Genomic DNA, 23,298 nt, shown 5'->3' on the forward strand with positions numbered 1-23,298 from the left:
TGTCCTGAACAGTGAAGGCCTTCATGCACACTTCGGTCCATCTGCTCGCGGATGCCCCCGCTCAGCTGCTGCCCGCCCGGGAGCTCATGGCCTTCACCCTGACCTCTCACATCATCCTGGTCCCCCTGGGTGTGGCGCTTCCTCTCATCACCTTGGTCATGCACTTCCTCGGGCTGCGCCGCAACGACGCCACCGCCCTCCTGCTGGCGCGGCGCTGGTCGGCCGTCATGGCGGTCCAGTTCGCGGTCGGTGTGGTCACCGGCACGGTGCTCTCCTTCGAGTTCGGCCTGCTCTGGCCGGGCCTGATGGGCAGGTGGGGTGATGTCTTCGGTATCGGGTTCGGTGTCGAGGCATGGGCGTTCTTCCTCGAAGCCGTGCTCATCGCCATCTACCTGTACGGATGGCGCCGGCTGAAGCCCCGTACGCACTTCCTGCTCGGGCTGCCGCTGCCGATCACCGCCCTGCTCGGGGCGTTCGGCATCCTGGCCGCCAACTCCTGGATGAACACGCCCCAGGGCTTCTCCCTGAACGCCGACGGCGATCCCGTCGACGTGAACGTGTGGAAGGCCATCTTCACGCCGATGTTCGGGCCGCAGTACTGGCACTTCGTCGTGGCGATGCTGCTCACGGCCGGGTACATGGTGGCCGGGGTCTACGCCGTCGGCTGGCTGCGCGGCCGCCGGGACCACTACCACCGGCTCGGCTTCGCCGTTCCCTTCACCATCGCCGCGGTCGCCACGCCCGTCCAGTTCGTCCTGGGTGACGCCATCGCCCGGTCGGTGTTCCACAAGCAGCCGGTGAAGTTCGCCGCGATGGAGATCGTCTGGAAGACCGACACCCGGGTACCGGAGTACCTCTTCGGCCGCCTGCACCCGGACGGATCCGTATCGGGCGGCATCAAGATCCCCCTGCTCGACTCCTTCCTGGCCGGCTTCAGCCCGAACACCAAGGTGGTCGGGCTGACCTCCGTGCCGGCCGACGAACGGCCGACTGCCACGCAGGCAACCATCGCCCACTGGGCCTTCGACATCATGGTCGGCGTCGGGTCCGCTCTGGTACTCCTGGCTCTCTTGTACGGCCTGGTCTGGCTGCGGCACCGCAGGCTTCCGGCCTCCAGGTGGTTCTATCGCAGCGCGGCCTGCGCGGGCGTCGCCTCCGTGGTGGCGGTCGAATGCGGCTGGATCGCCACCGAGGTGGGACGCCAGCCCTGGATCGTGTACCAGAACATGAAGGTCGCCGAGGCTGTGACCTCGACCCCGTCCCTCACCCTGTGGATCACGCTCGGCGTGGTGATCGTGGTGTACCTGCTCGTCTTCGGCTCGCTCCTCGGCATCCTGCTCAAGATGCGGACCCGCTGGCGGCTCGCCGACGAACAGCAGGCGTCCTGGCACCCGGCCCATGCGCCGGAGGCGGACGGTCCCTACGGGCCGCGGGTACCTGTTCCCGGCGGCGACGCCACCACCGGCAGCGGACCCGCCCCGTCCGAGGACGGCCGACCGTGACCGCCGACCTCGTCGCAGTGGTGCTGCTGCTCGCCGTCGCCGCGTACGCCGGCGCCGGCGGCACGGACTACGGGGCCGGATTCTGGGACCTCACCGCCGGGGGCACGGACCGCGGCAAGCGCCCGCGGTGGCTCATCGACCATGCCATGGCGCCTGTGTGGGAAGTCAACAACGTCTGGTTGATCTTCGTCTTCGTCATCTTGTGGACCGGCTTCCCGTCGTTCTTCCAGACCGTGTTCTCCGCGCTGTGGCTGCCCCTGGCGCTGGCGGCCGTGGGCCTCGTCCTGCGCGGTGCCGGCTTCGCCTTCCGCAAGGCCAGCCGCCGGCTGGTCGGCCGACGCGTCTACGGAGCCGTGTTCGCCGTGTCCTCGCTCGTGACACCGTTCTTTCTCGGCACCGCCGTCGGCGCAGTCGCCTCCGGCCGGGTGGCCGCCGGCACCGAGGCAACGGCGGACGCGTGGTCCAACCCCACCTCGCTCCTGATCGGGCTGCTGGCCATCACGACGACGGCCTTCCTCGGCGCGGTCTTTCTCTCCGGGGATGCCCGCCGGTTCGAAGTCTTTGAGCTGATCGGCTACTTCCGGCGGCGCGCGCTGGCCAGTCTCGTCGTGCTGGCCGTCCTCGCGGTGATCACCCTGTTCGTCCTCGCTGACGACGCCCCGCACGTCTCGCACGGGCTCACCCACGGAGCGGGGCTGCTGTTCGCCGTCATCGCCGGAGTGGCCGCGCTCGCCACGGCCTGGCTGATGCTGCGGACGCCGGGAAACTGGGCCCGCGTCACGGCCATCGGGGTCGTCGCCTCCGGTGTCATCGCCTGGGGCATGGCCCAGCGTCCCTATCTCGTCCCCACCTCGCTGACCGTGGCCGACGGGGCGGGCGCATCGGGCACGCTGACCTGGCTCGTGGTGGTCACCCTGGTGGCCCTGGTGCTCGTCGTGCCGGCGGTCGTCCTGTTGTACTGGCTCGACACCCACGGCGAACTGGAAGCACTCACCGACGCCGACCTGCGCAAGGGAAACGGCCCGGACGGCGACGGCACGGCAGGCACCGTCTGATGCCCCGGCTCGCGGTCGCATCCGATCGGGCAGCGCTCCGCAAGGAGGCGCCGTGACCGACGACCAGATTCTTCTCGGACTGGCACTGACCATGGTGCTCGCCACCGGCTCACAGATCCTGGCGAGCAAGCTGCGCGTACCTGCCCTGATCCTGCTGCTGCCCGCGGGATTCGCCGCCGGCGCCCTCACCGATGTCGTCCACCCCGACAAGCTGATGGGGGCGAACTTCTCCGCCCTGGTGTCCCTGGCCGTGGCGGTGATCCTCTACGACGCCGGTCTGGGCCTCAATCTGCGCAACCTGACCGGTCCGACGCGGTGGATCGTGGGCAGACTGCTGCTGTACGGGGTCCTGGTGACGTTTCTGGTCACCGCCGCGGTGTCACCCGCCCTGTTCGACATGCCGCTGCGGGTGGCCGCGATGCTCGGTGTGATCCTCGTCGTCTCGGGGCCGACAGTCGTAGGTCCGCTGCTCGACTACGTACGGCCCAACGACAAGGTCCGACGCATCCTGATCTGGGAAGGAACGCTGACCGACCCGATCGGCGGCATTCTCGGCGCACTCACCTTCCACGCCATCGCGTCGTCCCACCAGGTCGACATCGGCCGGGGCTACCAGCTGGGCCAGTTCGGTATCAGCCTTGCCGTCGGCCTGATCGGCGGAGCCGTCGGCGCGATGCTGCTGTGGTGGACGCTGCGCGTCCTGCGCCTCGGCGAGACGCTGGGCACGCTTGCACAGCTCGCGACGGTGATCGCCGTGTCGGCCGGCTGTGACATCGTCCGGGACGACACGGGACTCATCGCCGCGATCGTCACGGGACTGGCCGTCACCAACATCCGCGGCTTCGACATGCCCGCTCGCCGGCCCTTCTTCGAGACCCTGGTCCAGCTGATCATCGGCGTGCTGTTCGTCTCCATCTCGACCACCGTCACCCCGTCCTCGCTGGTCCCCGTACTGCTCCCCGCCCTCGCCCTGATCGCGATCCTCGTACTGGTGGTGCGTCCCCTGGTCGCCTTCGCCGCAACGGCACGTTCGGGCCTGACCCGGGGAGAACGGGCATTCATCGGGTGGATGGACCCGCGCGGCATCGTCGCCGCCGCCACGGCGTCGGCCTTCTCGGCCGGGCTCGTCGACCAAGGGGTGACCGGCGCCTCCAGGATCCTCCCGGTGACCTTCCTGGTCATCGTGGGAACCGTCCTGCTGTACGCGCTGACCGCGGTCCCGGTGGCCCGACGGCTGGCCGTCGTCAAACCGTCGGGCACACGCATCCTCCTGGTGGGCGGAGAGCCCTGGGTGGTCGACCTGGGGCGGTCCCTGCAATCCGCCGGACTCGACATGCTGATGTGGGCAGGGCTCGACGAGGAGCGGCAAAGGATCAAGGATGCGGGGATCCAGCTGGCCAGGGGCGATCTGCTGGCCACGGCCACCAACCCCGGGGCACGGCTGGAGGGGGTGACCGCCGTGTTCCTGGCCACCGACGACGACGACTTCAACGCCCTCGCCTCGGTCGTGATGCAGGACAACGTCGAGGGCCCTGTCTACCGGGTCGGACCTCCGCACGAAAGCCACGGCGTCGTCGCCCCCTACACCGGCGGTGCCATCCTCTTCGGCAGTACACTCGTCCGGCACGCCCTGGCAGCGCGTTACGAGGCGGGAGCCCGCTTCCTGGTCCAGCCTGCCTCCATCCCGGTGCCCGCCGGCCGCCACGACACGCTCTTCGTGGTGCGGGCCAACCACCGGCTCGAACCGGTCACCCGCACCGGCCCCGTCACGCCGCAAGAGGGCGACAGCGTCGTACTGCTCGGCTCCGCCCCTCCCCCGCCGTAGGCCTCGACCAGCCGCCGCCCGGGCTACGTCGCGCCCGCATGGGCCCGGTTGAGCGTCGCGTCCAGGGTGATGGCCGCATCGATCAGCGCGAGGTGCGTGAACGCCTGTGGGAAGTTGCCGAGCTGTCGCCCCGTCAGGTCGATCTCCTCGGAATACAGCCCCAGGTGGTTGGCGTACGTGAGCATCTGCTCCAGTACGAGCCTGGCCTGATCGGTCCGCCCGGCTCGTGCCAGGGCATCGACGTACATGAACGTGCACAGGGAGAAGGTCCCTTCGGAGCCGCGCAGTCCATCGGGCGACACCTCCGGGTTGTAGCGGTAGACCAGGCTGTCGCTGACCAGCTCGCGGTCCACGGCGTCCAGCGTGGAGCCCCACATCGGGTCGTCCGGGGTGATGAAGCCGACCGTCGGCATCCGCAGCAGCGAAGAGTCCAATACGTCACTGCCGTAGTGCTGCACGAAAGCCTCGTGCTTCGGATCCCATCCCTGTGTCAGCACCTGGTCGTAGATCCGGTCACGTTCGGTCGCCCAGCGCCCACGGGCCGCCGGACGGCCACTCACCGAGGAAAGCCGCAGGGCCCGGTCGAAGGCGACCCACGACATCACCCGGCCGTAGGTGAAGTCCTTGCGTCCGCCGCGGGTCTCCCACAGTCCCTCGCCGGGCTGATCCCAGTGGTCGACCAGCCAGTCGAGGAGTGTGTGCAGTGCGGTCCAGCCCTTGATGTCGAGCTGGATTCCGTGTTGGTGCGCGAAGTAGATGCTGTCCAGCGCCTCGCCGTAGATGTCCATCTGCATCTGGTTCGCGGCCCCGTTGCCGATGCGCACAGGAGCGGAGCCCTCGTACCCCGCCCAGTGCTCCAAAGTCTCCTCCACCAGGTCGGAAGAGCCGTCGACCCGGTACATGATGTTCAGCGGTCCCGTATCGGTGTCTCCCCCGGCCTCTTCCCTCACGCGATCGCGCAGCCAGCTGATGAACGCTGTCGCCTCTTCCTTGAAACCCAGGCCGAGCAGGGCGTAGACCGAGAAGGAGGCATCCCGGATCCAGGTGAACCGGTAGTCCCAGTTGCGCTCGCCGCCCAGCTGCTCCGGCAGGCCCGCCGTGGGGGCCGCGACCAGGGCTCCACTCGGCGCATAGGTCATGAGCTTCAGCGTCACGGCCGAGCGTTCCACCGCCTCGCGCCACCGGCCCGAGTAACGGGACTGGGCGAGCCATGACCGCCAGAAGCGGATCGTCTCCGCGTGGAGCTGCTGGAACTCCGCGACACGGATTTCATGGGGCGGCCCATCCGGCGACGACTCCAGGACGACGCCGCGCTGCTGTCCGGCCCGCAGGGGCAGGGTGAAGTGAAGATCCCGGTCACCCGACAGCAGGTTCAGCAGCCGCTCGTCCTCCGGCTCGCGGACGGCGTGCACGGCCACTTCCAGTCCTGGTGAGGTGAACACCGCGCCGTGCTCCGTGATGTGCAGTTCGTGCGGTGCGCGGCCGTAGTCGAACCGGGGGGCGATGTCCCCTTCGAACGTCATGCTGCCACGCACACACCGCAGCATGCGGACGAGACGATGGCGGTCGGTTGCGACGGCTCCGGTCACCGGCATGAAGTCGACCACTTCGCCGGTGCCGGACTCCGTCATGAAGCGGGTGACGAGAATGGCCGTGTCGGGAAAGTACAGCTGCTTCGTCGTGTAGGTCGTGTTGGCAGGCCGGACAGTGAAGTGACCGCCCTTTTCCCAATCCAGCAGAGCGCCGAACACACTGGGCGAATCGAATCGCGGACAGCAGAACCAGTCGATGGTGCCGTCAGTGGTCACCAGGGCCGCCGTCTGCAGATCACCGATCAGGCCATGGTCTTCGATCAACGGGGATTCATTCATCAACAGCCTGCTTTCACCCAGAAGCGAACCCCCAGCCGGTCCGGCGTACTCCGCGCATGTCATCGGGCGTCGACCGGACGGCGGAAACGCCGCACGAGGACTCGTAGCAGTGGTTCACCTGTCCAGCCTATGCAAGAAGGTCCCGTCGGTCCTGCTGAACGAATCCAGCGGCTGCACTGCTGATGCCGTGCCGCTGCGCACGTCCATTCATTGCCATACGGTGGCCGTACCTGCAACGAAGGCCCTCCCGGCCGAGGGAAAGGTACGGGCATGCGCAGCATGATGTCCTGGGCCTCCGTATTCCGACTGCGGCAGTACACAAAGGCCAGCTTGTGGATCGTGCCGCTGTTCGGAATGGCGCTGGGCGTCGTCCTCGCCGAATTGGCCATTGCCGCCAACGGGGCGGACTGGCCGCCGAGCCAGGGCTGATGCGTTCTCAGCTTGTGAGATGGGGCAGGTCGAGTACGTGCTCGGGCCGTGACCGGTAGTGGTCGGTGGCAGCGGCGAGGTTCGCCCAGCCGGCTTGGCGCATGAGGCCGATGGCGAGGTTGCGCAGGGTCGCCATGACGCGGGGCGCGTTTCGGGTGCGGACGCGGGAGGCATCCTCGGCGAACGTGACATCTCGTAGGTGGTGCAGGGCCTCATCAGGTCTTCTCGACGAGGCATCGCAGCTCGTGGACGTCGGTAGGGTGTCTGCTGTGAATCTCCAGGAGTTACTCGACAAGCAGGTCGATCTTCGCGGTGCCCCGGCCGTGATAGCGGGGCTTTCCGCAGCGGGGGCAAGAAGCGTGGCTATGCGCGGGGCGGTTCGGGTGACCTCGGATTCGTGCTTTCGAATCGCGTCGTTGACGAAGATCTTCACCTCTACTGCGCTCGTGCAGACATTGCGGGAGAACGATGTCCCGCTGAGCACACCCGCCATCGAGCTGCTTCCAGGCCTCGCGCCTGACTGGCGAGCCGATGTGAGCCTCACCATCGAGCAGATCCTCGGGCAGGTCTCGGGGCTGCGCGAGTCCGTGGACGCGACCACTGTGTCCGCTTTGGGCGACGGACGTCACGCGCTCAACGAGGCAGCCCGACTCGTAGTACGCGCTGGGCACGAACTGGAGCCCGGGACGCGCTGGTCCTACTACAACGGCAACTACTTCCTGGCCGGTGCGATCCTCGCGGCCCTCAGCGGCGCTTCGTACGAGAGGGCATTGAAGAAGAAGCTGCTCGAACCTAGCCTCGCGCTTTCACGAGGTGGGCTGTTCCAAGAGTTGATCAGAAACACGGAAAGTGCCCTTGACCTGCAACGATAGGACTTGCTGAGGGTCCTGTTGGCTGCAAGGAAAAGAGCACTTTCCAGGTGAGAGAGCCTATCTCGTCGTACCCACGTGTCAGTGTCCAGGGAGACGGTCGGCAGGTGGTCTCGCAGGCCGGTGCGGTCCTGCTGCTGGAGACGGTCCGCAAGACGGGCCTTGACCAGGCGATATCCGCAGCTCTGGCTCCGTGGCGCAAACCGCGGGCCGTCCACGATCCCGGCAAGATCCTCCTGGACGTCGCCATAGCGGTCGCACTGGGCGGGGACTGCCTCGCGGACGTCACCATGCTGCGGTGTGAGCCGGCCGTCTTCGGCCCGGTCGCCTCCGACCCGACCGTCTCCCGCCTGATCGACACCCTCGCCGCATCCGGCGAGAAAGCCCTGCAGGCCATCCGGTCCGCACGCTCCGAAGTCCGCCATCGTGCCTGGTCGTTGGCCGGCGAGAACGCCCCGGACGCCGACGGCCAGGTCACCGTCGACCTCGACGGCGTCCTCGTGCTCGCCCACTCCGACAAGCAGGACGCGGCCGCGACCTGGAAGAAGACCTACGGCCATCACCCGCTGACGGCCTTCGTCGACCACGGACCGGGCGGAACCGGAGAGCCCGTCGCCACCCTCCTCAGACCGGGAAACGCGGGCTCCAACACCGCCGCCGACCACATCACCACCGCCCAACTCGCCCTGGCCCAACTGCCCAAGCGCTACCGACGAGGACGGCAGACGCTGATCCGTACGGACTCCGCCGGCGGAACCCACGACTTCGTGTCCTGGCTCGCGAAGCAGGGCCGATGGCTGTCCTACTCGGTCGGTATGACGGTCACCGAAGCGATCCACGAGCATGTGCTGAAGGTCCCCGCCTCGGCCTGGACCCCGGCCGTCGAGGCCGACGGTGAGGCCCGGGACGGGGCCTGGGCCGCCGAGCTCACCGGCAGGCTCCTGGACGGCTGGCCCAAGGGCATGCGGCTCATCGTCCGCAAGGAACGGCCCCATCCCGGCGCCCAGTTGAGGATCACGGACGCGGACGGCATGCGGATCACGTGCTTCGCGACCAACACCACCGGCCGGCCGATCGCCGAGCTCGAGCTGCGTCACCGGCTCCGGGCACGGGCCGAGGACCGGATCCGGGCCGCCCGGGCCACCGGCCTGCGCAACCTGCCCCTGCACGACACCGCCCAGAACCGGGTCTGGATGGAGATCGTCCAGATCGCGCTCGACCTGCTGGCCTGGATGCCCATGCTCGCCCTGACCGGCCAGGCCCGTCTCTGGGAACCCCGCCGCCTGCGATTCCGCCTGTTCTCCGCAGCCGGCCGGCTCGTCACCACCGGTCGGCGCAGGATTCTCCGCCTCGCCCGGCACTGGCCCTGGACCGGCGAGATCACCGCTGCCCTCGAACGACTCGCGCTCCTGCCCGACCCCGGCTGACCAGCAACCCACCGTCCCTGCGACAGCATCACCCGCCCCGGGCAGTGGAACCCGGCGCCCACCCGACGCGACAGCCGGGCCACCGGGCTACCCGGTATCAGCTCCGGAAGGCAAAAGGGTCCACCGACTCCGTCGGCGGACCCTCAAGAAAGATCGAGGCTAGGCATCTCTCTCGAACGAGTTTCGACACACCGCGCGATTCGGTCACCGGTTGGGACGGTCCGACCGAGCTCCCACTACTCGGTTACCCACGCTCGCGCCGCCCCAGCGGAGGTTTGTGGTCGTCTGTCTCGGATCTCCTGGCACTTGGTGAAGGACTGCTCGCTGATCGCGCCCTTCTGGAGGACATCCGCCGACCGCGCACCACGCCGGACGACCCCATGGCGTACGGCCTCGGATGGGCACTTGGTCCTTCAGGCCAGATGTATCTCAATGGGCGTCTGCCCGGATACCTGGCCGCGATGCTTCTGGTTCCCGACAAGGACTACGTGAGCGTTCTCGTCACCAACCAGCAGAGGGCTCTCCCCTCGGTGGCAAGAGCCCTCAGCGACATGCAGCAGCCTCTGACTCGAAATGACCTCGCAACAGCGATTGAACGCTTCGCTGCCTGAGAGGGCGGTATGTGAGTTGGTAGGTGATTCGCCGTCACCTGAACGTATGGGAATGCGACATCCCAGCAGGTCGGCGGGCTCGGGCGTGCTGGGCTGAACACCGTGAGCGAGCGCAAGCCCTACAAGAGCGGCCGTCGCAGGTAGTCTGGCCCCGCCAATGACACCGGGAGGCAGCGTGAGGCTTCTTCTTACTTCCGCCGGCATCAAGAACACGAGCATCCACAACGCGCTGGTCGACCTACTGGGCAAACCGATCGCCGACTCCAACGCCCTCTGTATCCCCACTGCGGGGTACGGGCACCCCCAGGGCAGTCCTGCTGGGACATGGCGTTTCATCACCGGTCAGTCCTCCACACCCATGTGTGAGCTGGGTTGGAAGTCCTTGGGAGTGCTGGAGCTCACCGCGCTGCCCAGCATCGACGAAGAACGCTGGGTCCCCTGGGTCCGAGAGGCAGACGTCCTGCTGGTGAATGGCGGCGACGCCCTGTACCTGTGCCACTGGATGCGGCAGTCCGGGCTGGCGGATCTCCTGCCGTCGCTGCGCGAGACCGTCTGGGTGGGTCTGAGCGCCGGGAGCATGGTGATGACCCCCCGTATCGGGGAGGACTTCGTCGAGTGGAAGCCGCCCACCGGTGGCGACAGCGCGCTGGGCATCGTCGACTTCTCGATCTTCCCGCACCTGGATCACGAGCTCCTGCCGGAGAACACCATGGCCGACGCCGAGAGATGGGCGGCCGAGATCCCGGGTCCGGCGTACGCGATCGACGACGAGACCGCCATCACAGTGACCGGCGGCACCGTCGACGTCGTCTCCGAGGGGCACTGGAAGCTGTTCTCCTCCTAGCCGCCAAGCAATAGCGATCGGCAAGCGCCCGCTCATGCCGCACTCAGGGCGAACGAGGGTACAAGACGGACAGCGCGATCGAGGGGACGAGGAATGGCTGGCCTGCCCTCTGAGACGCTGCAGGTAGGCATTCCACGCGGGTAGGGCGGCCTTTCGCGTGCGCAGCCAGGTACAGCAACCTACACAGCGGCCAGCGGTAAGCCGACGAGATGACAGGAAACGCGTGCGATGCCCAGCCGTTTGGCAAGACAGCTGGCGAATTCGGCGAAAGCCACGAGACTGACGGCTCTTGTCGCGGCGCAGCCTCGATCGAGCAGTTGCATCCGCTCCTGCCGATGAACGTGCTGAGGTCAAGTAGCCTGCGTGGGCATGGCGACACATTGGACGCTCGGCTGTGACTCCGCCGATCCGCACCGGCTTGCGGCCTTCTGGGCGCTGGCCCTCGGGTACGTGGATGAACCTGGCTACGAGGACGCCGACGGGGCATCGCTTATCGACCCGGACGGCAAGGGCCCAGCCATCGGCTTCCTCAGGGTGCCCGAGCCAAAGACGGCCAAGAACAGGATGCACATCGACATTCGGGTAGCCGGAGAGCCGCCGTGGGACATGGGCGAGCGCGAGCAGCTCATCCGCGCCAAGGTGGCCGAACTGACGGCCGCCGGAGCGAAGACCACGCGCGAAGAGCGTTACGGTGACGACCTCGGGCATGTCGTGATGCACGACCCCGAAGGCAACGAGTTCTGCGTTGCGTGACGCGGACCAGGGGCAGGGGTGATGCGTTCTCACGCTGTGAGTCGGAGCATGGCGGTCGCGTGCTGGGGACGTGACCGGTAGTGATCGGCTGCGGCGGCGATGTTAGTCCAGCCCGCTTGGCGCATGAGTCCGATGGCGAGGTTGCGCAGGGTTGCCATTGCGCGGGGTGCAGTGCCGGTACGTATCCGCGAAGCGTCCTCTCTGTAGGTGACGTCTCGGATGTGGTGCAGGGCTTCAACTGACCAGTGATCCCGCACGAGTTCGGCGAGTCGTGCCGGGCTGGCCTGCTCAGGCGGCAGGCTGGTGACCGCGTGGACGGTCTTCGTCTCGACCTTGCCGGTCTTGCGGTGGGTGCGGCGGCGCTTGATCTCCATGGCCTGGACGGCATACGGGAAGAGCAGGCCGGTCTGGACGGTGCAGACCTTCAGGCGGCGGACCTCGCGGCGGCCGTGCCCGGCCTCGGTGGTGCGGGCCTGCAGCGGGATTTCCCGCCAGGGCAGGCGCCGCAGTTGCTTGCGCGGCTTCTTCTGGTTGCCCTTGACGACCAGGAGGTAGTGGCCGCCGGCGTTGATGACGTACTCGGCGTGGGCGCGCTGGGTGTGCATCGCATCGGCGGTGACGACGACGCCGCGCAGGGCGATCCGGTCCAGCAAAGGGGCGAAGGCGGGGATTTCGTTGCTCTTCGCGGCCACCTGGCGCTGGGCGATCACGGTCTGGCAGGCGTGCAGTGCGGCGGCGAGCAGGTGGATGGCCTCGCCGCCGGTGCGGGATCCGCGCACGGTCTTGCCGTCGACGGCCAGGCCGACCAGCCTATCGCCGGGTTCGTTAACCGGGTCGGCGGCGAACCGGGTGAGCCAGGCGCCCACGGCGTCGTCCAGGGCGTCGCCGTCCAGGCGGGACAGGAGTCGTCCCAGCGTGGAGGCGTTCGGTGTGCTGGAGGCCAGTCCCGGTGCCTCGCGCAGGTCGGAGTCGGTATCGGCGGCGAAGCGGGCGATGGCGGCCAGGGACGTTGCTCCGCCGAGGACGGCGACCAGGCACAGCGCGAGCAGGGAGCCCAGGCGGTAGCGGCGGCCCCGGACCCGGCGTGGATCGGGTATCCGGCCCAAGGCCTCGGCCAGGGACATGAGTTGCGACGGTTCCGGATCCGGGCAGGCGGAGTCGATGTCCTCGCAGGGGCGCTGCAGGACACCGATCAGAGAGGATGGCACGCGAACGCGACCCCTGTTCGTGATCAAAGGCTTCGACAACCTTGATCATCAGGGGTCGCGTCTCTCGTTACCGAACCAGACGAACCGCCCACGGCGGCACGTACGCAGGCGATCAGCTCATCTCGCCGACTGAGAACGCATCAGCCTTGGCCGCCGAGCGGCTGGCGTTACTCCGCGACCACCGCGAGCGGCGTGCTCAGTTCCATCGTCGGGGCGACGGTGGCACTGCTCGGTTTCGTCGTGACGATCGGTGTCCTCGTCATCCAACAGGCGACCGGAGCACTGTCCCCGCGGTACATGCGCCTCTGGTACCGAGACCGACTGCAGAAAACCGTCCTTGCCACCTTCACCGGGACGTTCGCGTTCGCCTTCTCGCTGCTGCGCAGCATCGAGTCGGACTCGGTTCCGGACCTCGGAGTCACCCTCGCCGGCGCGGCTGTGGCCGTCAGCCTTCTCCTCCTGCTCGTCTACCTCAATCGCTTCACGCACAATCTCAGGCCGGTGGCCATCGCCGACCTCGTCGGGCGCATGGGAGAAGGCGTCTTCGCCCGCGGGGCCATGGAAGTTGGTGCGTCGGCGCCGTCCGACGGTGCATCCGGGCCGGCGCGCGGACCAGTGACGCTCTTCCGCTCGCCCCGCGGCGGGGCCATCCAGGCATTCCACGTAGCAGGCTTGGTGACTGCCGGGGCGCGCCACGACTGCATGTTCGTCGTGCTCCACCTCATCGGAGACTACGTCCCTCCCGGCGCCGTACTCGTCGAGGTCCACGGCGGTACCTCCGCGCCCGACTCCCGCCAGGTGACCGGACTCATCGCCCTGGGCGCCGAACGCACCATCGAGTAGGACTCGGCCTTCGCCCTGCGGGTTCTCGTGGACATCGCCGTCCGTGCCCTCTCCCCGGCGGTCAACGACCCCACGACAGCCGTTCAGGTGCTCAATCACATCGAGTCGTTCCTCACCGTGGTCGGCAGCGCGCAACTGCGGGGCCGCTACGTGATGGCGGACGACCGTGGCCGGCCTCGTCTCGTCCTGCACGGACGTGCCTGGGAGGACTACCTGCAGCTCGCCGTCTCCGAGATCCGCGACTACGGGGCGACCTCCATGCAGGTCTGCCGACGACTACGTGCCCTGCTCGACGGCCTTCGCGAAAGCGTTCCGCCAGCGCAACGTCCAGGTGTGGAAGCGGAGTTGGAGCTACTGCGCCAGTCGGTGGAGCGGGTGTTCGCGGACCCGGCCCATCGAGCCGTCGCGGAGTGCGCCGACCGCCAGGGTATCGGAGGCCGGTCGCGGTCCCACCAGTAGAGGAGAGCATCGGCCGCGCGGGTCCCGCCGCGTTCTCAGCCGGCGCCGGAGTCGGCCTTGCCGACTGCCCGGGACTGCGCGGTCGACGGTTCCGCGGGCTTGCCCGCTGCCGGAACGGCTCGGCCGGGAGGCAGCAGGCGGGTCGTCACGAACCCCCAGCCGCCCGGCGGGCCGTGCGCGAGGGGATGTGCAGACTGTGGCCCCCGCCCCGCGTGCTGTCTCAGACGCCGGTTCTCTTGGCGCGGGGGGCCACAGCGTCATGCAGGATCCTGTCGGGCGTGCCATGTGGAGCGGTCACGCGCCCGACCGGAGACCCTCGACGGCCCCCGGCGTTCCCAGGTCATGCTCGGCCGGGAGTCCGCCGGGCTGCCAGCGCCGCCACGCGGGCGTGGCCTGCTTGACCAGCCGGGCCTCCGCCTGCAAAGTCGGGATTCGGCACCGCAGCACCGCCTCACTCTGCCGACCAATCCGCCCGTCCCCAGGTGGCACACAGCCCTGACATCCAGGAGCAGCTGATCCGATGGTCCTCGACCTGGTTGTGATCGGTACGGCCGTCACTCTGGGGCCTTTGCACAACAGCGCCTTCATCCTGCTGCTCTCCTCGCGGCACGGCGTTCGCCAGGGCCTGGCGTTCCTGTTGTCGTGGCTGGCCAACCTGATTGCGGTGATCGCCTGCGTGATACTGCTGACCGGCGGTCAGCCCCCGGCCCGGCACAGCGCCCCCTCGACTGCCGCGATCTGTGCGAAACTCGCCGTCGGCCTGGCACTGGTGTTGTACAGCGCACACCGGCACCGCCGACCGTCCCGCCCACACGGCCCGCCACGCTGGACCGCCCGGATCGACAACGCCTCCCCGGCCGCGGCAGCCGGCCTGGCATGGCTGCTGCAGCCCTGGGCACTGGTCGGCGCCGGCGCCGCAACCGCCGTCGACGCCAAGCTCTCCACCCTCGCCGACTGGCTCGCACTGACCGGCTACTGTCTGCTGGCCACACTCAGCCTGATCGTCATGGAGATGTATGTGGTCTGGGCGCCCACGGTCGCAAACGCCCGGTTGAACGCCCTACGGAGCTGGCTCGCGCAGCACCAGGAGCAGCTGATCGTCACGCTCGCCCTGGTTCTTGGCCTGTGGCTGACGGCCCGGAGCATCGCGGAGCTGGTCGCCTGACAGGGACGCCCCCCAGCGGCGGCACGACCCCTCACATGCGTCTTCGACGGTGGGGTGACCTGCCGGAGTATTTTCTGGGAGGGCTTCGGTCGGCTGACCGTGTTGGTTGTGAGGGTGCCGGGCAGCGGTAGCGCGCCGCAGTCTCCATCGCTGGAGTCGTCGGTGCCCGGTCGCCCGAAACTACGCTCCGTCACAGTGCGTCAGTAGCCGGTGCCACGCTTGACCTGGGTCCGCTCGATCCCGTGGGCAGCACCCTTGTCGTCCAACGTGTGACACGCGTCGGCAATGTCCTGGCTCAGGCGATCGATCTGCTCGCGGCTCACAGTCTCCTTGACCAGAGCTCGCAGGATCTTCACCCGCTCCGCGTTGGGCGGGAGTGTGTATGCCGGCACCATCCAGCCCCGCTCGGCCGACAGCTGCCAGGCGATGTCGGACTCGTCGTAGGCGTGCTTGCCGACGAGACGGAAAGCGACTAGCGGCAGCTGCTCGAGGTCGCTCCCGATCACTTCGAAACGGTCGCTGCTCCGCAGCTGGTCTGCCAGTGCGCGGGCGTTCTCCTGCATCATCTTCATGACGTAGGTGTAGCCCTGGCGACCGAGCCGCACGAAGTTGTAGTACTGCGCGAGCACCATCGACGCACCTGTCGAGAAGTTCAGCGTGAACGTCGCGTCGGTCTTGCCCAGATAGTTCTCGTAGAACACGAGGTCCTTGGCCAGGTCGGACTCCTCGCGGAAGACCAGCCAACCGATGCCGGGGTAGACCAGGCCGTACTTGTGACCCGAGACGTTGATCGAACGGACCTGCTCGAGCCGGAAGTCCCATTTCGAGTCCGGGTAGAGGAAGGGCCACACGAATGCGCCGCTGGCGCCGTCGACGTGAATCGGGATGTCGAGGTCCCGCTCTTTACGGACGTCCCGCAGGAGCTTGTCGATCCCGACGACATCGTCCTTGTGGCCGGTGAACGTGGTGCCGAGGACGGCGACGACGCCGATCGTGTTCTCGTCGAGGAGGGGCTCCACGTCCTCCGCGCCGATCGTGTACTTGCCCTCGGCAAGCGGCACGATCCGCGGCTCGACGTCGAAGTAGCGGCAGAACTTCTCCCACACGACGTGGACGTCTCCCCCAAAAACCAAGTTGGGCCGGTCGATCGACAGGCCGGCTGCCTGGCGGCGCTCGCGCCACTTCCACTTCAGCGACAGCGCGCCGAGCATGATCGCCTCGGATGAGCCCTGAGTCCGGCATCCCGTCGTCCTGCCCGGCGCGTGAAAAAGGTCGGCGAGCATGCGCACGCAGCGCTGCTCGATCTCGGCGGAAATGGGGTACTCCGCATGGTCGATGAAATTGCGGTGGAGGTTCTCGGCGATCAGCCGTTGCGCCTCCGGCTCCATCCAAGTGGTGACAAACGTGGCGAGGTTGCGCTGCGGGTCGCCCTCCATGGCGAGATCCACATCCACGAGTCTCATTGCGTCCGTCGCGGCCATACCTTCCTCGGGGAAGGTCTCCGAGGGAGCGGGCACCGTCAGGAATCGATTGCCGAAAAGATCCGAATCATCACGTTTATTCATGCGGTGATTCAAACAGCTCCGGAGCCTGCCGCGGGCGCGAGACACACCGAGACGGAACTGCACGCCGGTCCTGGAAGCGGAGTTGGAGCTACTGCGCCAGTCGGTGGAGCGGGGGTCCGCGGACCCGGCCCATCGAGCCGTCGCGGAGTGCGCCGACCGCCAGGATATCGGAGGCCGGTCGCGGTCCCACCAGTAGAGGAGCGCATCGGCCGCGCGGGTCCCGCCGCGTTCTCAGCCGGCGCCGGAGTCGGCCTTGCCGACTGCCCGGGACTGCGCGGTCGACGGTTCCGCGGGCTTGCCCGCTGCCGGAACGGCTCGGCCGGGAGGCAGCAGTTGGGTGGTCACGAAGGCCACGACGGACGCCAGAATGATCACGGGGATCATGGCGGTGCTGTCGAGCAGCAGGACAACGAGCACCACGCTGCTGATCGGCAGGCGAAGAGCACTGGTCACTGCCGCCGCCATGCCCACGGCCAGTCCCGGCACGACTCCCAGGCCCGGCAAAGGCGCGAGCAGTACGCCCACCGCACCGCCCAGGAACAGTGTAGGAAAAACAGGGCCGCCACGCAGACTGCCCAAGCACAAGGTGTACGCGACACCGGTGCAGAGCAGAACGGCGATCAAAGCACCGACCCCCCAGGCGTGGGGGTCGGCGGCCAAGCGGCTCAGAGTGGCCTGCCCCGACGAGGCCACGTCCACCGGTGACCGGCCGGTGGTGAGTGTGTACACGGCGGCGCAGGCGCCGGCGGCCAGCGCGCACCCGGCCATATGGGCGACCGGACGTCTCGCGACGAACACTGCGGTCAGCCGCCCGCCCTGCAGGATCAGGTGCACAGCAGCAGCGATCGCCGCCGCCATGAATACCGACCACACCACGTCCCCGGTGTCGAGACGCGGGACGGGCACACCCAGCGTCATGGACAGGCTGTCGCCCTCCAGACCGGTCCAGCGGCCAAAGCCGGTGAACACCAGGGAGCCGACCCCGCTCGACAACAGCGCGGGCAGCATGACGGCGAAGAGCCGCGAGCCGCCCACCCCAGCCACTTCCATCAGCATCACGGCCGCGATCAGCGGGCTTCCGAAGATCACAGAGACGGCCGCCGCAGCTCCGGCGGTGCCCAGCAGAACGGTACTTTGCGCGGTGACGGGGACTCGGGCCAGATTGCTGATGAGCAGTGCCAGGCCACCACCGAGAGCGATCAGCGGCGCCTCAGGGCCCAGGGTCGCGCCCAGCGGAAGACTGGCCAGAGCGGCGAGCATCACGCCAGGCAGGGCTCGCGGCGCGCCACCACCCGCGTGCAGCCCCGCGGCAGGGATGTGGCCGCCACCGCCGGGCAGGTGGGTGACCAGAAGACCCACGGCAATGCCTGCGGCGAGCAGCAGCGGCAATGGCCACCACCACGGCGGGGCCTGCCAGCCCAGAGCATCCGGAAGATCGGACCACATGAGGTGGTTCAGCTCGCGGAGCGCGACGAGGAAGAAGAAAGCCACCAACGAGACCGGAATACCGATGAGGGCGCAGAACACGAGCGCCTTGAGGTAGCCGGGACTGCGCAGCAGTTCCCGCAGCCGGTCCGCCTCCTCGGGCTGTGTCTTCCCGGCGGGCGCGTCGGGCTGGGAATCCGGGTCCCTCATGGGGGCTCCCTTTCCGCTCGTCCCGCAGGCTCTAGCCGAGAATTCCGGCCTTCTGCACCGCGAACTCCTCTTCTGTCAGGACCCTCGGGCTTTCAGTTCGCCCAGCTGTTTGAGCTGATCCAGGACCCCGAAGGCAGCGCCGGGAAGAGGGACAGGTCGGCCCCTCCTCGACGTCTCTCAGCTCCATGTCCCAGCGTCGCCATACGCTCGCCGCGTCATACGACTGCAGCCCGCATCTGCATCCATTGCAGCACCGGGCCGGAGGCTTCGCATGTCCGAACCCCATGCTCGGGCCCGCCATGGTGGTCATCAGAAGCCGTGGACCGCAAGCCCAACCCAGGCGCGTCCCAGGGCCCTACCTGAGTCGCCCCTGGTAGCGTCGTCGGCCGAGCGCCAATACGTAGAAACTGTCCGCATAAGCGGTGATCGCCGCGGTGGCGTACGTTGCGAGCGCCGACCGTGACCAGGCCTCGGAGCCAGACGGCCCGGTTGCAGCCGGCCCGCGGCACCGGCGCTCCGAGCGCGATGAGCTCGGCTTCTGCATACTCGTGGCCCTGCTCCTGGCGGCGGACATTCTCTGCCGCCCGGTCGGAAGCGCGCGAATTCGTCGATTCCTGGAGGGGTCCTCGGGCGAACACGTACGCAGGTGCGCGATCCGCTGCTGATCAGGTTCGGGTTCCGGCTTGACCTTCGAGTCGAGTCGAAGGTTTACCGTCGGCAGTGTGACGACCTACCGCATTTCGCAGCTGGCCGAGCGCTCCGGCGTGCCGGCCACGACGCTGCGCTTCTACGAGGACGCCGGGCTGCTCCCCGCGGACCGCACGCCGTCCGGGTACCGCGTGTACGGCGAGGACGCGGTGGAGCGTCTGGCCTTCATCTCCTCGGCCAAGCTCTTGGGCCTGGCCCTGGAGGAGATCCGCGAGCTCCTCGACGTCCGCGAGGACGGGGTGTGTGCCTCAGTCCGGGCGCGGATGCTGCCGCTGGTCGCGGGCCGGATCGCTGAGACCGACGGCCGGATCGCCGAGCTGCGTGCGTTCTCCGCTCACCTGGCCGCCGTCCACGTCGACCTGTCGGGTCCAGCGCCCGCTGGGGCGTGCGGTCCGGACTGCGGCTGCACGACCAGTGCAGCGTCGGCGACCGGGCCCGTGCCGATCACGCTGTCCACCACTCGCCCGAGCCCGGCCGCCGAGGCATGGCGGGACACCCCGGTGGCGTGCACGCTGGGCGGTGCCGAGCTGGGCGAGCGCACCGAGCAGTGGCATCAGCTGGTCGGAAAGGCCGAACAGCGTGAGGAGATCGACGACGGCGTGCGCCTGTCCTTCCCCACCGGCGCCGAGCTCGCCAGTGAGGTCGCCGCTCTCGCCGCGGCTGAGCAGGGCTGCTGCGCATTCTTCGACTTCCGTCTGCACCTGACCCCGACCACTCTCCAGCTGGAGGTGCGGGCGCCCGAGTCCGCCGCCGCGATGCTGGCCGACCTCTTCGGAGCGACCGTATGACCACCGTCCCGTCCCGCGCCGCTTCCCGTCCGTCGCGCCCCTGGGGCGCCCTCGGCGCCGGCGCGGCCACGATCGCCGCCTGCGCGGTGTGCTGCGCGGGCCCGCTGCTGGCTGTCCTCGGCGGCATCGGCATCACCTCCGCGATCGGCGCGGTATGGATGCCCGCCCTGGCAGTGCTGGCCGTAGTCGCCGGACTCGGCGTCCTCGTCGTCCGACGCCGACGCCGGACGGCAGGCTGCCGGACTTCCCCGGCACCAGCCGACCTCGGCATGCCGACCATCGGTCTGCGGCCCGGGGCGGACGACCACGCCTCCGACCGCTGAGCCGGAGGCGTGGTCAGGCCGGGCACGGTGGCCTGTGAGGATGAACGCGCGCGGCCGCCATAGGGCGGCCGGCACCGTATGAAGGAGCAGTTCGGGTGTCGCAGCAGGGACCGCAGGGCCTGGTCGAGCGGATGGAACACCACCAGGTCGCGATCTACCTGGCGGCGATGGCCGCCGGAGGACTGCTCGGCTGGGCGGCCCCCGGCCTCGGGCCGGGACTGGAGCACGCGATCAATCCGGTCCTCGGGGCGCTGCTGTTCGTTACCTTCCTCCAGGTCCCGGCCGCCGAGCTCGTCCGCTCGCTGCGCGACGGCCGCTTCCTGTCCGCCGCGGTCGTGGTGAACTTCGTGGTGGTGCCCCTGGTCGTGGCCGCGATGTTCACGTTCCTGCCCGCCGACCAGGCGGTCCGCCTCGGGGTCCTGCTGGTTCTGCTGTGCCCGTGCGTGGACTACGTCATCGTCTTCTCCGGGCTCGCCGGCGGCTCCAGCCGCCGTCTCCTCGCCGCCACTCCCATCCTGCTGGTCGCGCAGATGCTGCTGCTCCCGGGATTCCTCTACCTGTTCATGCGCTCGGAACTCGCCGACATCGTCGAGGTCGGACCGTTCGTCGAGGCGTTCGTTGTCCTGATCGTCATCCCGCTCGCCCTCGCATGGGCCCTGCAGGCGTGGGCCGGACACCGCCCGGCCGGACAGAAGGTCTCCGACGCGGCGACCACCACGATGGTGCCGCTGATGGCCGCCACCCTGCTGACCGTGGTCGCCTCCCAAGTCCCCAAGCTCGGCGGTAGCGTGGCCGACGTCGGCGCCGTCATCCCGTTCTATGTGGTGTTCCCCGTGGTGATGGCGTGCGCGGGGAAGGCCGTGGCCCGTCTGTTCCGCCTGGACGCGCCCGCCGGGCGGGCGATCGTCTTCACCGGCGCGACCCGCAACTCCCTCGTCGTCCTGCCGCTGGCCCTGGCTCTGCCCGACGACCTTGCCGCCGCCGCGGTCGTCGTGGTCACCCAGACCCTGGTCGAGGTGATCGGCATGGTCACCTACGTCCGACTCGTGCCTCGCCTGGTGCCTGCGGGGCAACCGGCCGGGGCCGCCGCGCGCTGACCTCGTCATGGCGGCGGCGCTCACCGGGGCAGCTTGCTGGTGCGCTCGGGGTGGGCGGCGGTGACGTAGCGCATGGCGGTCTGCTCGGTGATGCCGAACAGGCGCATCAGCCGGAGCGGGTCGGCGCTTTCGGCCGCTTCGTTGAGGATGCGGTCCTGGCGCAGGCCGCTCAGCGTCAGCCCGCGGGGAAGGGCACCGCTCAGGGTGCCATGCTGACGGCCGGGTGGTCGGGGTCGACCGCGGTCTTCTGGCTGACCAGGAGGTGGGGATTGGACGAGGCCGGCCAACGGTGGTGGCGGTAGGCCGTCCAGTCGGCGGCGAGCTGGTGAGTGAGCCCTTCCAGGTAGAGGGTGTGCCGCAGCAGACCTCGTCGAACTTCGAGGGTGCCCCGGGAGAGATCCAGGCCCGTGGTGTGCAGGGTCCGGATCTCCTTGCCCGGCAGCGCGTGAACGGCGGCGAGAGCCATGACCAGGCGGCCGAGCGGAGTCGTCGCCTGGTCGAGCAGCCCCATCAGGAGGTCGGAGGGGATCGACTTCGGGATGCCCTTGATGTCGCCGACCGGGAGGTCCCGGGCGGGGTTGTGGAAGATCACGCGTTCACGCTTCAGCGCGCGGAAGAGGCTGCGCAGTGCCGTGGCGAGCCCTCGGCGTGCATAACCGGACACCCCGTCCACGGCGTCCTCCACCTGCTCCTTGGTGATCTCCCTCAGCGAGGTCGCGCCGGCCGTCGTGGTCCAGACGGTAAGGGCGGGCTGGAGGTTACTGAGGTAGCGGCGGATGCCGTCGTAGCCGCGCGGCTCGCCCTCGCGGGGGCCCTGTTCGCGCATGACCTTCACCCAGGTGCGCACTTCGCTCGCGACCGGCTCCGGCAGCGCTGCGAGGGCTGCCTCGATCCACACCTGATCCGCGTCCCGGTGCAGGTCGGGGTCCTCCACCAGCAGGCCGCGCAGGCGCAGGAACTGGCAGACGGGCTTGGCCGCGAGGTTCACGTCGATCCGGGCGAGGTCGTACACGTCGCGCTCGAAGACGGCCGTGTCGGCGCCGAGCCAGTACAGCAGGATCGTGAGCGTGCGGGTGTTCTTCTTGTAGTCCGGCCGTTGCGCCGGTCGATCGCGGGTGAACTCCTCGACCAAGCGGCGGGCGGTCGCGGTCAGCGGCGGCTCGCCCGCAGGCGCGCTCCGCAGTCGGGCCAGCACTGGGGCCCAGTCACGCCGGATGGTGAACAGCGCCTCCTGCCCGCGGCTCGTGTGCAGAGCAGGTCGCCGCTCGTCGTAGTCCGGCACCTCCCTGTCGCCGACCGGAATCGCCTCGAACGGGCCGCCCTTGCCGGTCGGCAGCGAGATCACCAGCTGCGTGAACCGTCGGGAGGCGGGGCGGGCTTTGTCCAGGAGGCGGTAGAGGTGGCAGCTGCGGCAGCGGTCGTCGCGCAGGGCCAGCCCGTCGCGACCACAGCGGCAGCACCGGCCCCGAGTGGGTCGCGTCCACGAAGCCCCAGCTTCGTCCTATCGCCGCGATGGTCCGCAGCCCGCCGTTCGGGCCGGCCAGCTCTCGCCTGCATTCGGCCAGGCGGCGGGTACGGATCCAGTCTCCGAGACTGATGGCCGACCGGGACAGCACCGCGTAGAGGTGACGCACGGAGATGCCGTGCGCGGCGGCTATCTGTGCCGCCGACAGATCGGGATCAGCCAGGTGGGCCCGGATGTACTGAGTGATCCGCAGGCTGAGGGTTGCCTTCAACGGCCCCTTGGCCAGGCTGGTGTTGTCGTGCTGGGACGTCAGGACGGCACGGAGGAGTTCGACGCTGGGTTCCACGACGGCGTCGGCATGCACACCCTGGTGCAATTCGTCGCTGCCGGCCAGTTGGGAGAAGTAGGTGAAGGCGAGGCGCGCAACGGGGTTGTCGGATCCCAGGGGGACCGCGGCGATGTCTCGTAGCAACCGGTCAGGGAGCGCAAGTGCCGCGCGGGGGAAACGGATGAAGCGGTAGTCGACACCCGCGTCGAAGAGATGTGTGTAGGGAGCGATCGATTCGTAGACGGCGAACTCCCCCGACCTCAGCAGGCACTCGCGACCGTTCTGCACCACCAGGCTGCTCCCCGTGATCTGAACACCGAGAGTGACGGCCGGCTCCTCGTCCTCCCGGGCCAGCCGCTCCGTCCGACGGAGAGTGGCCGGGGGCGCCCGCGCCGAACAGATCCTGATGGGCCACGGTGCCGAGCCCTAGGCGAACGGAGATGTCCTCAGCCGCATGACGGTGGTCGATATCGACTGCCACCATGGATTCCCACACCGCGTTCCGGATCACTTCCCACGCAGAAGATC

The 23,298-nt window shown here is 68.7% G+C and carries 19 protein-coding genes and 2 pseudogenes; 14 read left to right on the top strand and 7 right to left on the bottom strand.

The window, feature by feature from the left end; genetic code table 11:
• Positions 1-23 precede the first annotated feature (23 nt).
• From QFZ76_RS02640 to QFZ76_RS02650, 3 genes are read left to right on the top strand one after another with little or no spacing between them, the layout of a single operon-like run.
• Positions 24-1,502, top strand: coding sequence for a cytochrome ubiquinol oxidase subunit I (locus tag QFZ76_RS02640; protein WP_307672147.1), 1,479 nt, complete (start codon positions 24-26; stop codon positions 1,500-1,502).
• Positions 1,499-2,557: a cytochrome d ubiquinol oxidase subunit II gene (locus QFZ76_RS02645; protein ID WP_307672148.1), complete on the top strand. Its 1,059-nt coding sequence runs from the start codon at positions 1,499-1,501 to the stop codon at positions 2,555-2,557. Before QFZ76_RS02640 ends, QFZ76_RS02645 begins: the two co-directional genes overlap by 4 nt.
• Before the next feature lie 52 nt (positions 2,558-2,609).
• Positions 2,610-4,382 carry a sodium:proton antiporter gene (locus QFZ76_RS02650; protein WP_307672149.1) on the top strand — a complete coding sequence of 591 codons (1,773 nt, stop codon included), beginning with the start codon at positions 2,610-2,612 and terminating at the stop codon, positions 4,380-4,382.
• A 23-nt stretch (positions 4,383-4,405) separates the two neighbouring features.
• Here QFZ76_RS02650 and QFZ76_RS02655 read toward each other — a convergent pair whose 3' ends face one another.
• The gene (locus QFZ76_RS02655; RefSeq protein WP_307672150.1) at positions 4,406-6,253 is read right to left on the bottom strand and encodes a glycoside hydrolase family 15 protein; all 1,848 of its coding nucleotides are present in this window, start codon (positions 6,251-6,253) and stop codon (positions 4,406-4,408) included.
• Positions 6,254-6,523: 270 nt separating this feature from the next.
• Between QFZ76_RS02655 and QFZ76_RS02660 the strand changes: the two genes are divergently transcribed.
• Positions 6,524-6,682 (top strand): hypothetical protein, encoded by a 159-nt coding sequence (locus tag QFZ76_RS02660; protein WP_307672151.1) that lies wholly within the window; start codon positions 6,524-6,526, stop codon positions 6,680-6,682.
• A 7-nt stretch (positions 6,683-6,689) separates the two neighbouring features.
• Here QFZ76_RS02660 and QFZ76_RS02665 read toward each other — a convergent pair whose 3' ends face one another.
• Positions 6,690-6,818 (bottom strand): hypothetical protein, encoded by a 129-nt coding sequence (locus QFZ76_RS02665; RefSeq protein WP_307672152.1) that lies wholly within the window; start codon positions 6,816-6,818, stop codon positions 6,690-6,692.
• 133 nt (positions 6,819-6,951) lie between these two features.
• Here QFZ76_RS02665 and QFZ76_RS02670 point away from each other — a divergent pair, with 133 nt between their 5' ends.
• The 5 genes from QFZ76_RS02670 (at position 6,952) to QFZ76_RS02690 (ending at position 11,186) form a co-directional block, all read left to right on the top strand.
• Complete coding sequence (locus QFZ76_RS02670) at positions 6,952-7,554, top strand: serine hydrolase (protein WP_307672153.1); 603 nt, start codon at positions 6,952-6,954, stop codon at positions 7,552-7,554.
• Between the two features lie 47 nt (positions 7,555-7,601).
• A complete protein-coding gene (locus QFZ76_RS02675; protein ID WP_307672154.1) occupies positions 7,602-8,978 on the top strand; it encodes an IS1380 family transposase in 1,377 nt (458 codons plus the stop codon).
• A 44-nt stretch (positions 8,979-9,022) separates the two neighbouring features.
• Positions 9,023-9,589, top strand: a complete 567-nt coding sequence (locus QFZ76_RS02680) for a serine hydrolase (RefSeq protein ID WP_307672155.1) — start codon at positions 9,023-9,025, stop codon at positions 9,587-9,589.
• 175 nt (positions 9,590-9,764) lie between these two features.
• Positions 9,765-10,433 (top strand): Type 1 glutamine amidotransferase-like domain-containing protein, encoded by a 669-nt coding sequence (locus QFZ76_RS02685; protein WP_307672156.1) that lies wholly within the window; start codon positions 9,765-9,767, stop codon positions 10,431-10,433.
• A 369-nt stretch (positions 10,434-10,802) separates the two neighbouring features.
• Positions 10,803-11,186 (top strand): VOC family protein, encoded by a 384-nt coding sequence (locus QFZ76_RS02690; RefSeq protein ID WP_307679911.1) that lies wholly within the window; start codon positions 10,803-10,805, stop codon positions 11,184-11,186.
• A gap of 29 nt (positions 11,187-11,215) precedes the next feature.
• On the opposite strand, the gene QFZ76_RS02695 is transcribed toward QFZ76_RS02690, so the two are convergent.
• Positions 11,216-12,394 (bottom strand): ISAs1 family transposase, encoded by a 1,179-nt coding sequence (locus QFZ76_RS02695; protein WP_307672157.1) that lies wholly within the window; start codon positions 12,392-12,394, stop codon positions 11,216-11,218.
• A 192-nt stretch (positions 12,395-12,586) separates the two neighbouring features.
• Here QFZ76_RS02695 and QFZ76_RS02700 point away from each other — a divergent pair.
• Positions 12,587-13,696: pseudogene (locus tag QFZ76_RS02700) on the top strand (DUF2254 domain-containing protein).
• A gap of 520 nt (positions 13,697-14,216) precedes the next feature.
• Positions 14,217-14,861, top strand: coding sequence for a GAP family protein (locus tag QFZ76_RS02705; RefSeq protein ID WP_307672158.1), 645 nt, complete (start codon positions 14,217-14,219; stop codon positions 14,859-14,861).
• Between the two features lie 200 nt (positions 14,862-15,061).
• Here QFZ76_RS02705 and QFZ76_RS02710 read toward each other — a convergent pair whose 3' ends face one another.
• Both QFZ76_RS02710 and QFZ76_RS02715 read right to left on the bottom strand, forming a co-directional pair.
• A complete protein-coding gene (locus QFZ76_RS02710; protein ID WP_307672159.1) occupies positions 15,062-16,426 on the bottom strand; it encodes a glutamate decarboxylase in 1,365 nt (454 codons plus the stop codon).
• 231 nt (positions 16,427-16,657) lie between these two features.
• Complete coding sequence (locus QFZ76_RS02715; protein WP_373464253.1) at positions 16,658-18,061, bottom strand: chloride channel protein; 1,404 nt, start codon at positions 18,059-18,061, stop codon at positions 16,658-16,660.
• 722 nt (positions 18,062-18,783) lie between these two features.
• Between QFZ76_RS02715 and QFZ76_RS02720 the strand changes: the two genes are divergently transcribed.
• From QFZ76_RS02720 to QFZ76_RS02730, 3 genes are all read left to right on the top strand, one after another.
• Positions 18,784-19,557 (top strand): heavy metal-responsive transcriptional regulator, encoded by a 774-nt coding sequence (locus tag QFZ76_RS02720; RefSeq protein WP_307672161.1) that lies wholly within the window; start codon positions 18,784-18,786, stop codon positions 19,555-19,557.
• Positions 19,554-19,880 (top strand): hypothetical protein, encoded by a 327-nt coding sequence (locus QFZ76_RS02725; protein ID WP_307672162.1) that lies wholly within the window; start codon positions 19,554-19,556, stop codon positions 19,878-19,880. The genes QFZ76_RS02720 and QFZ76_RS02725 overlap by 4 nt, the downstream gene beginning before the upstream one ends.
• 131 nt (positions 19,881-20,011) lie before the next feature.
• On the top strand, positions 20,012-20,977 hold the full coding sequence (locus tag QFZ76_RS02730; protein ID WP_307679912.1) for a bile acid:sodium symporter: 966 nt from the start codon (positions 20,012-20,014) through the stop codon (positions 20,975-20,977).
• Positions 20,978-21,176: 199 nt separating this feature from the next.
• Here the strand turns inward: QFZ76_RS02730 and QFZ76_RS02735 are convergent, their stop codons facing one another.
• Together QFZ76_RS02735 and QFZ76_RS02740 are read right to left on the bottom strand one after the other, a co-directional pair.
• On the bottom strand, positions 21,177-22,322 hold the full coding sequence (locus tag QFZ76_RS02735; protein ID WP_307672163.1) for a hypothetical protein: 1,146 nt from the start codon (positions 22,320-22,322) through the stop codon (positions 21,177-21,179).
• A gap of 112 nt (positions 22,323-22,434) precedes the next feature.
• Positions 22,435-23,281: pseudogene (locus QFZ76_RS02740) on the bottom strand (AraC family transcriptional regulator); the annotation flags it as partial.
• Between the last annotated feature and the right edge of the window lie 17 nt (positions 23,282-23,298).

Source organism: Streptomyces sp. V4I2, assembly GCF_030817655.1.
GTDB classification, from domain to species: Bacteria; Actinomycetota; Actinomycetes; order Streptomycetales; family Streptomycetaceae; genus Streptomyces; species Streptomyces plumbiresistens.

What these genes read in the sequence shown, in the direction of transcription:
- QFZ76_RS02640 (WP_307672147.1), top strand. Translation starts at nt 24, where the DNA reads ATGCACACTTCGGTCCATCTGCTCGCGGATGCCCCCGCTCAGCTGCTG.
- QFZ76_RS02665 (WP_307672152.1), bottom strand. Translation starts at nt 6,818, where the DNA reads ATGGCGACCCTGCGCAACCTCGCCATCGGCCTCATGCGCCAAGCCGGC.
- QFZ76_RS02705 (WP_307672158.1), top strand. Translation starts at nt 14,217, where the DNA reads ATGGTCCTCGACCTGGTTGTGATCGGTACGGCCGTCACTCTGGGGCCT.
- QFZ76_RS02730 (WP_307679912.1), top strand. Translation starts at nt 20,012, where the DNA reads ATGGAACACCACCAGGTCGCGATCTACCTGGCGGCGATGGCCGCCGGA.
- QFZ76_RS02715 (WP_373464253.1), bottom strand. Translation starts at nt 18,061, where the DNA reads ATGAGGGACCCGGATTCCCAGCCCGACGCGCCCGCCGGGAAGACACAG.
- QFZ76_RS02655 (WP_307672150.1), bottom strand. Translation starts at nt 6,253, where the DNA reads ATGAATGAATCCCCGTTGATCGAAGACCATGGCCTGATCGGTGATCTG.
- QFZ76_RS02690 (WP_307679911.1), top strand. Translation starts at nt 10,803, where the DNA reads ATGGCGACACATTGGACGCTCGGCTGTGACTCCGCCGATCCGCACCGG.
- QFZ76_RS02660 (WP_307672151.1), top strand. Translation starts at nt 6,524, where the DNA reads ATGCGCAGCATGATGTCCTGGGCCTCCGTATTCCGACTGCGGCAGTAC.
- QFZ76_RS02710 (WP_307672159.1), bottom strand. Translation starts at nt 16,426, where the DNA reads ATGAATAAACGTGATGATTCGGATCTTTTCGGCAATCGATTCCTGACG.
- QFZ76_RS02725 (WP_307672162.1), top strand. Translation starts at nt 19,554, where the DNA reads ATGACCACCGTCCCGTCCCGCGCCGCTTCCCGTCCGTCGCGCCCCTGG.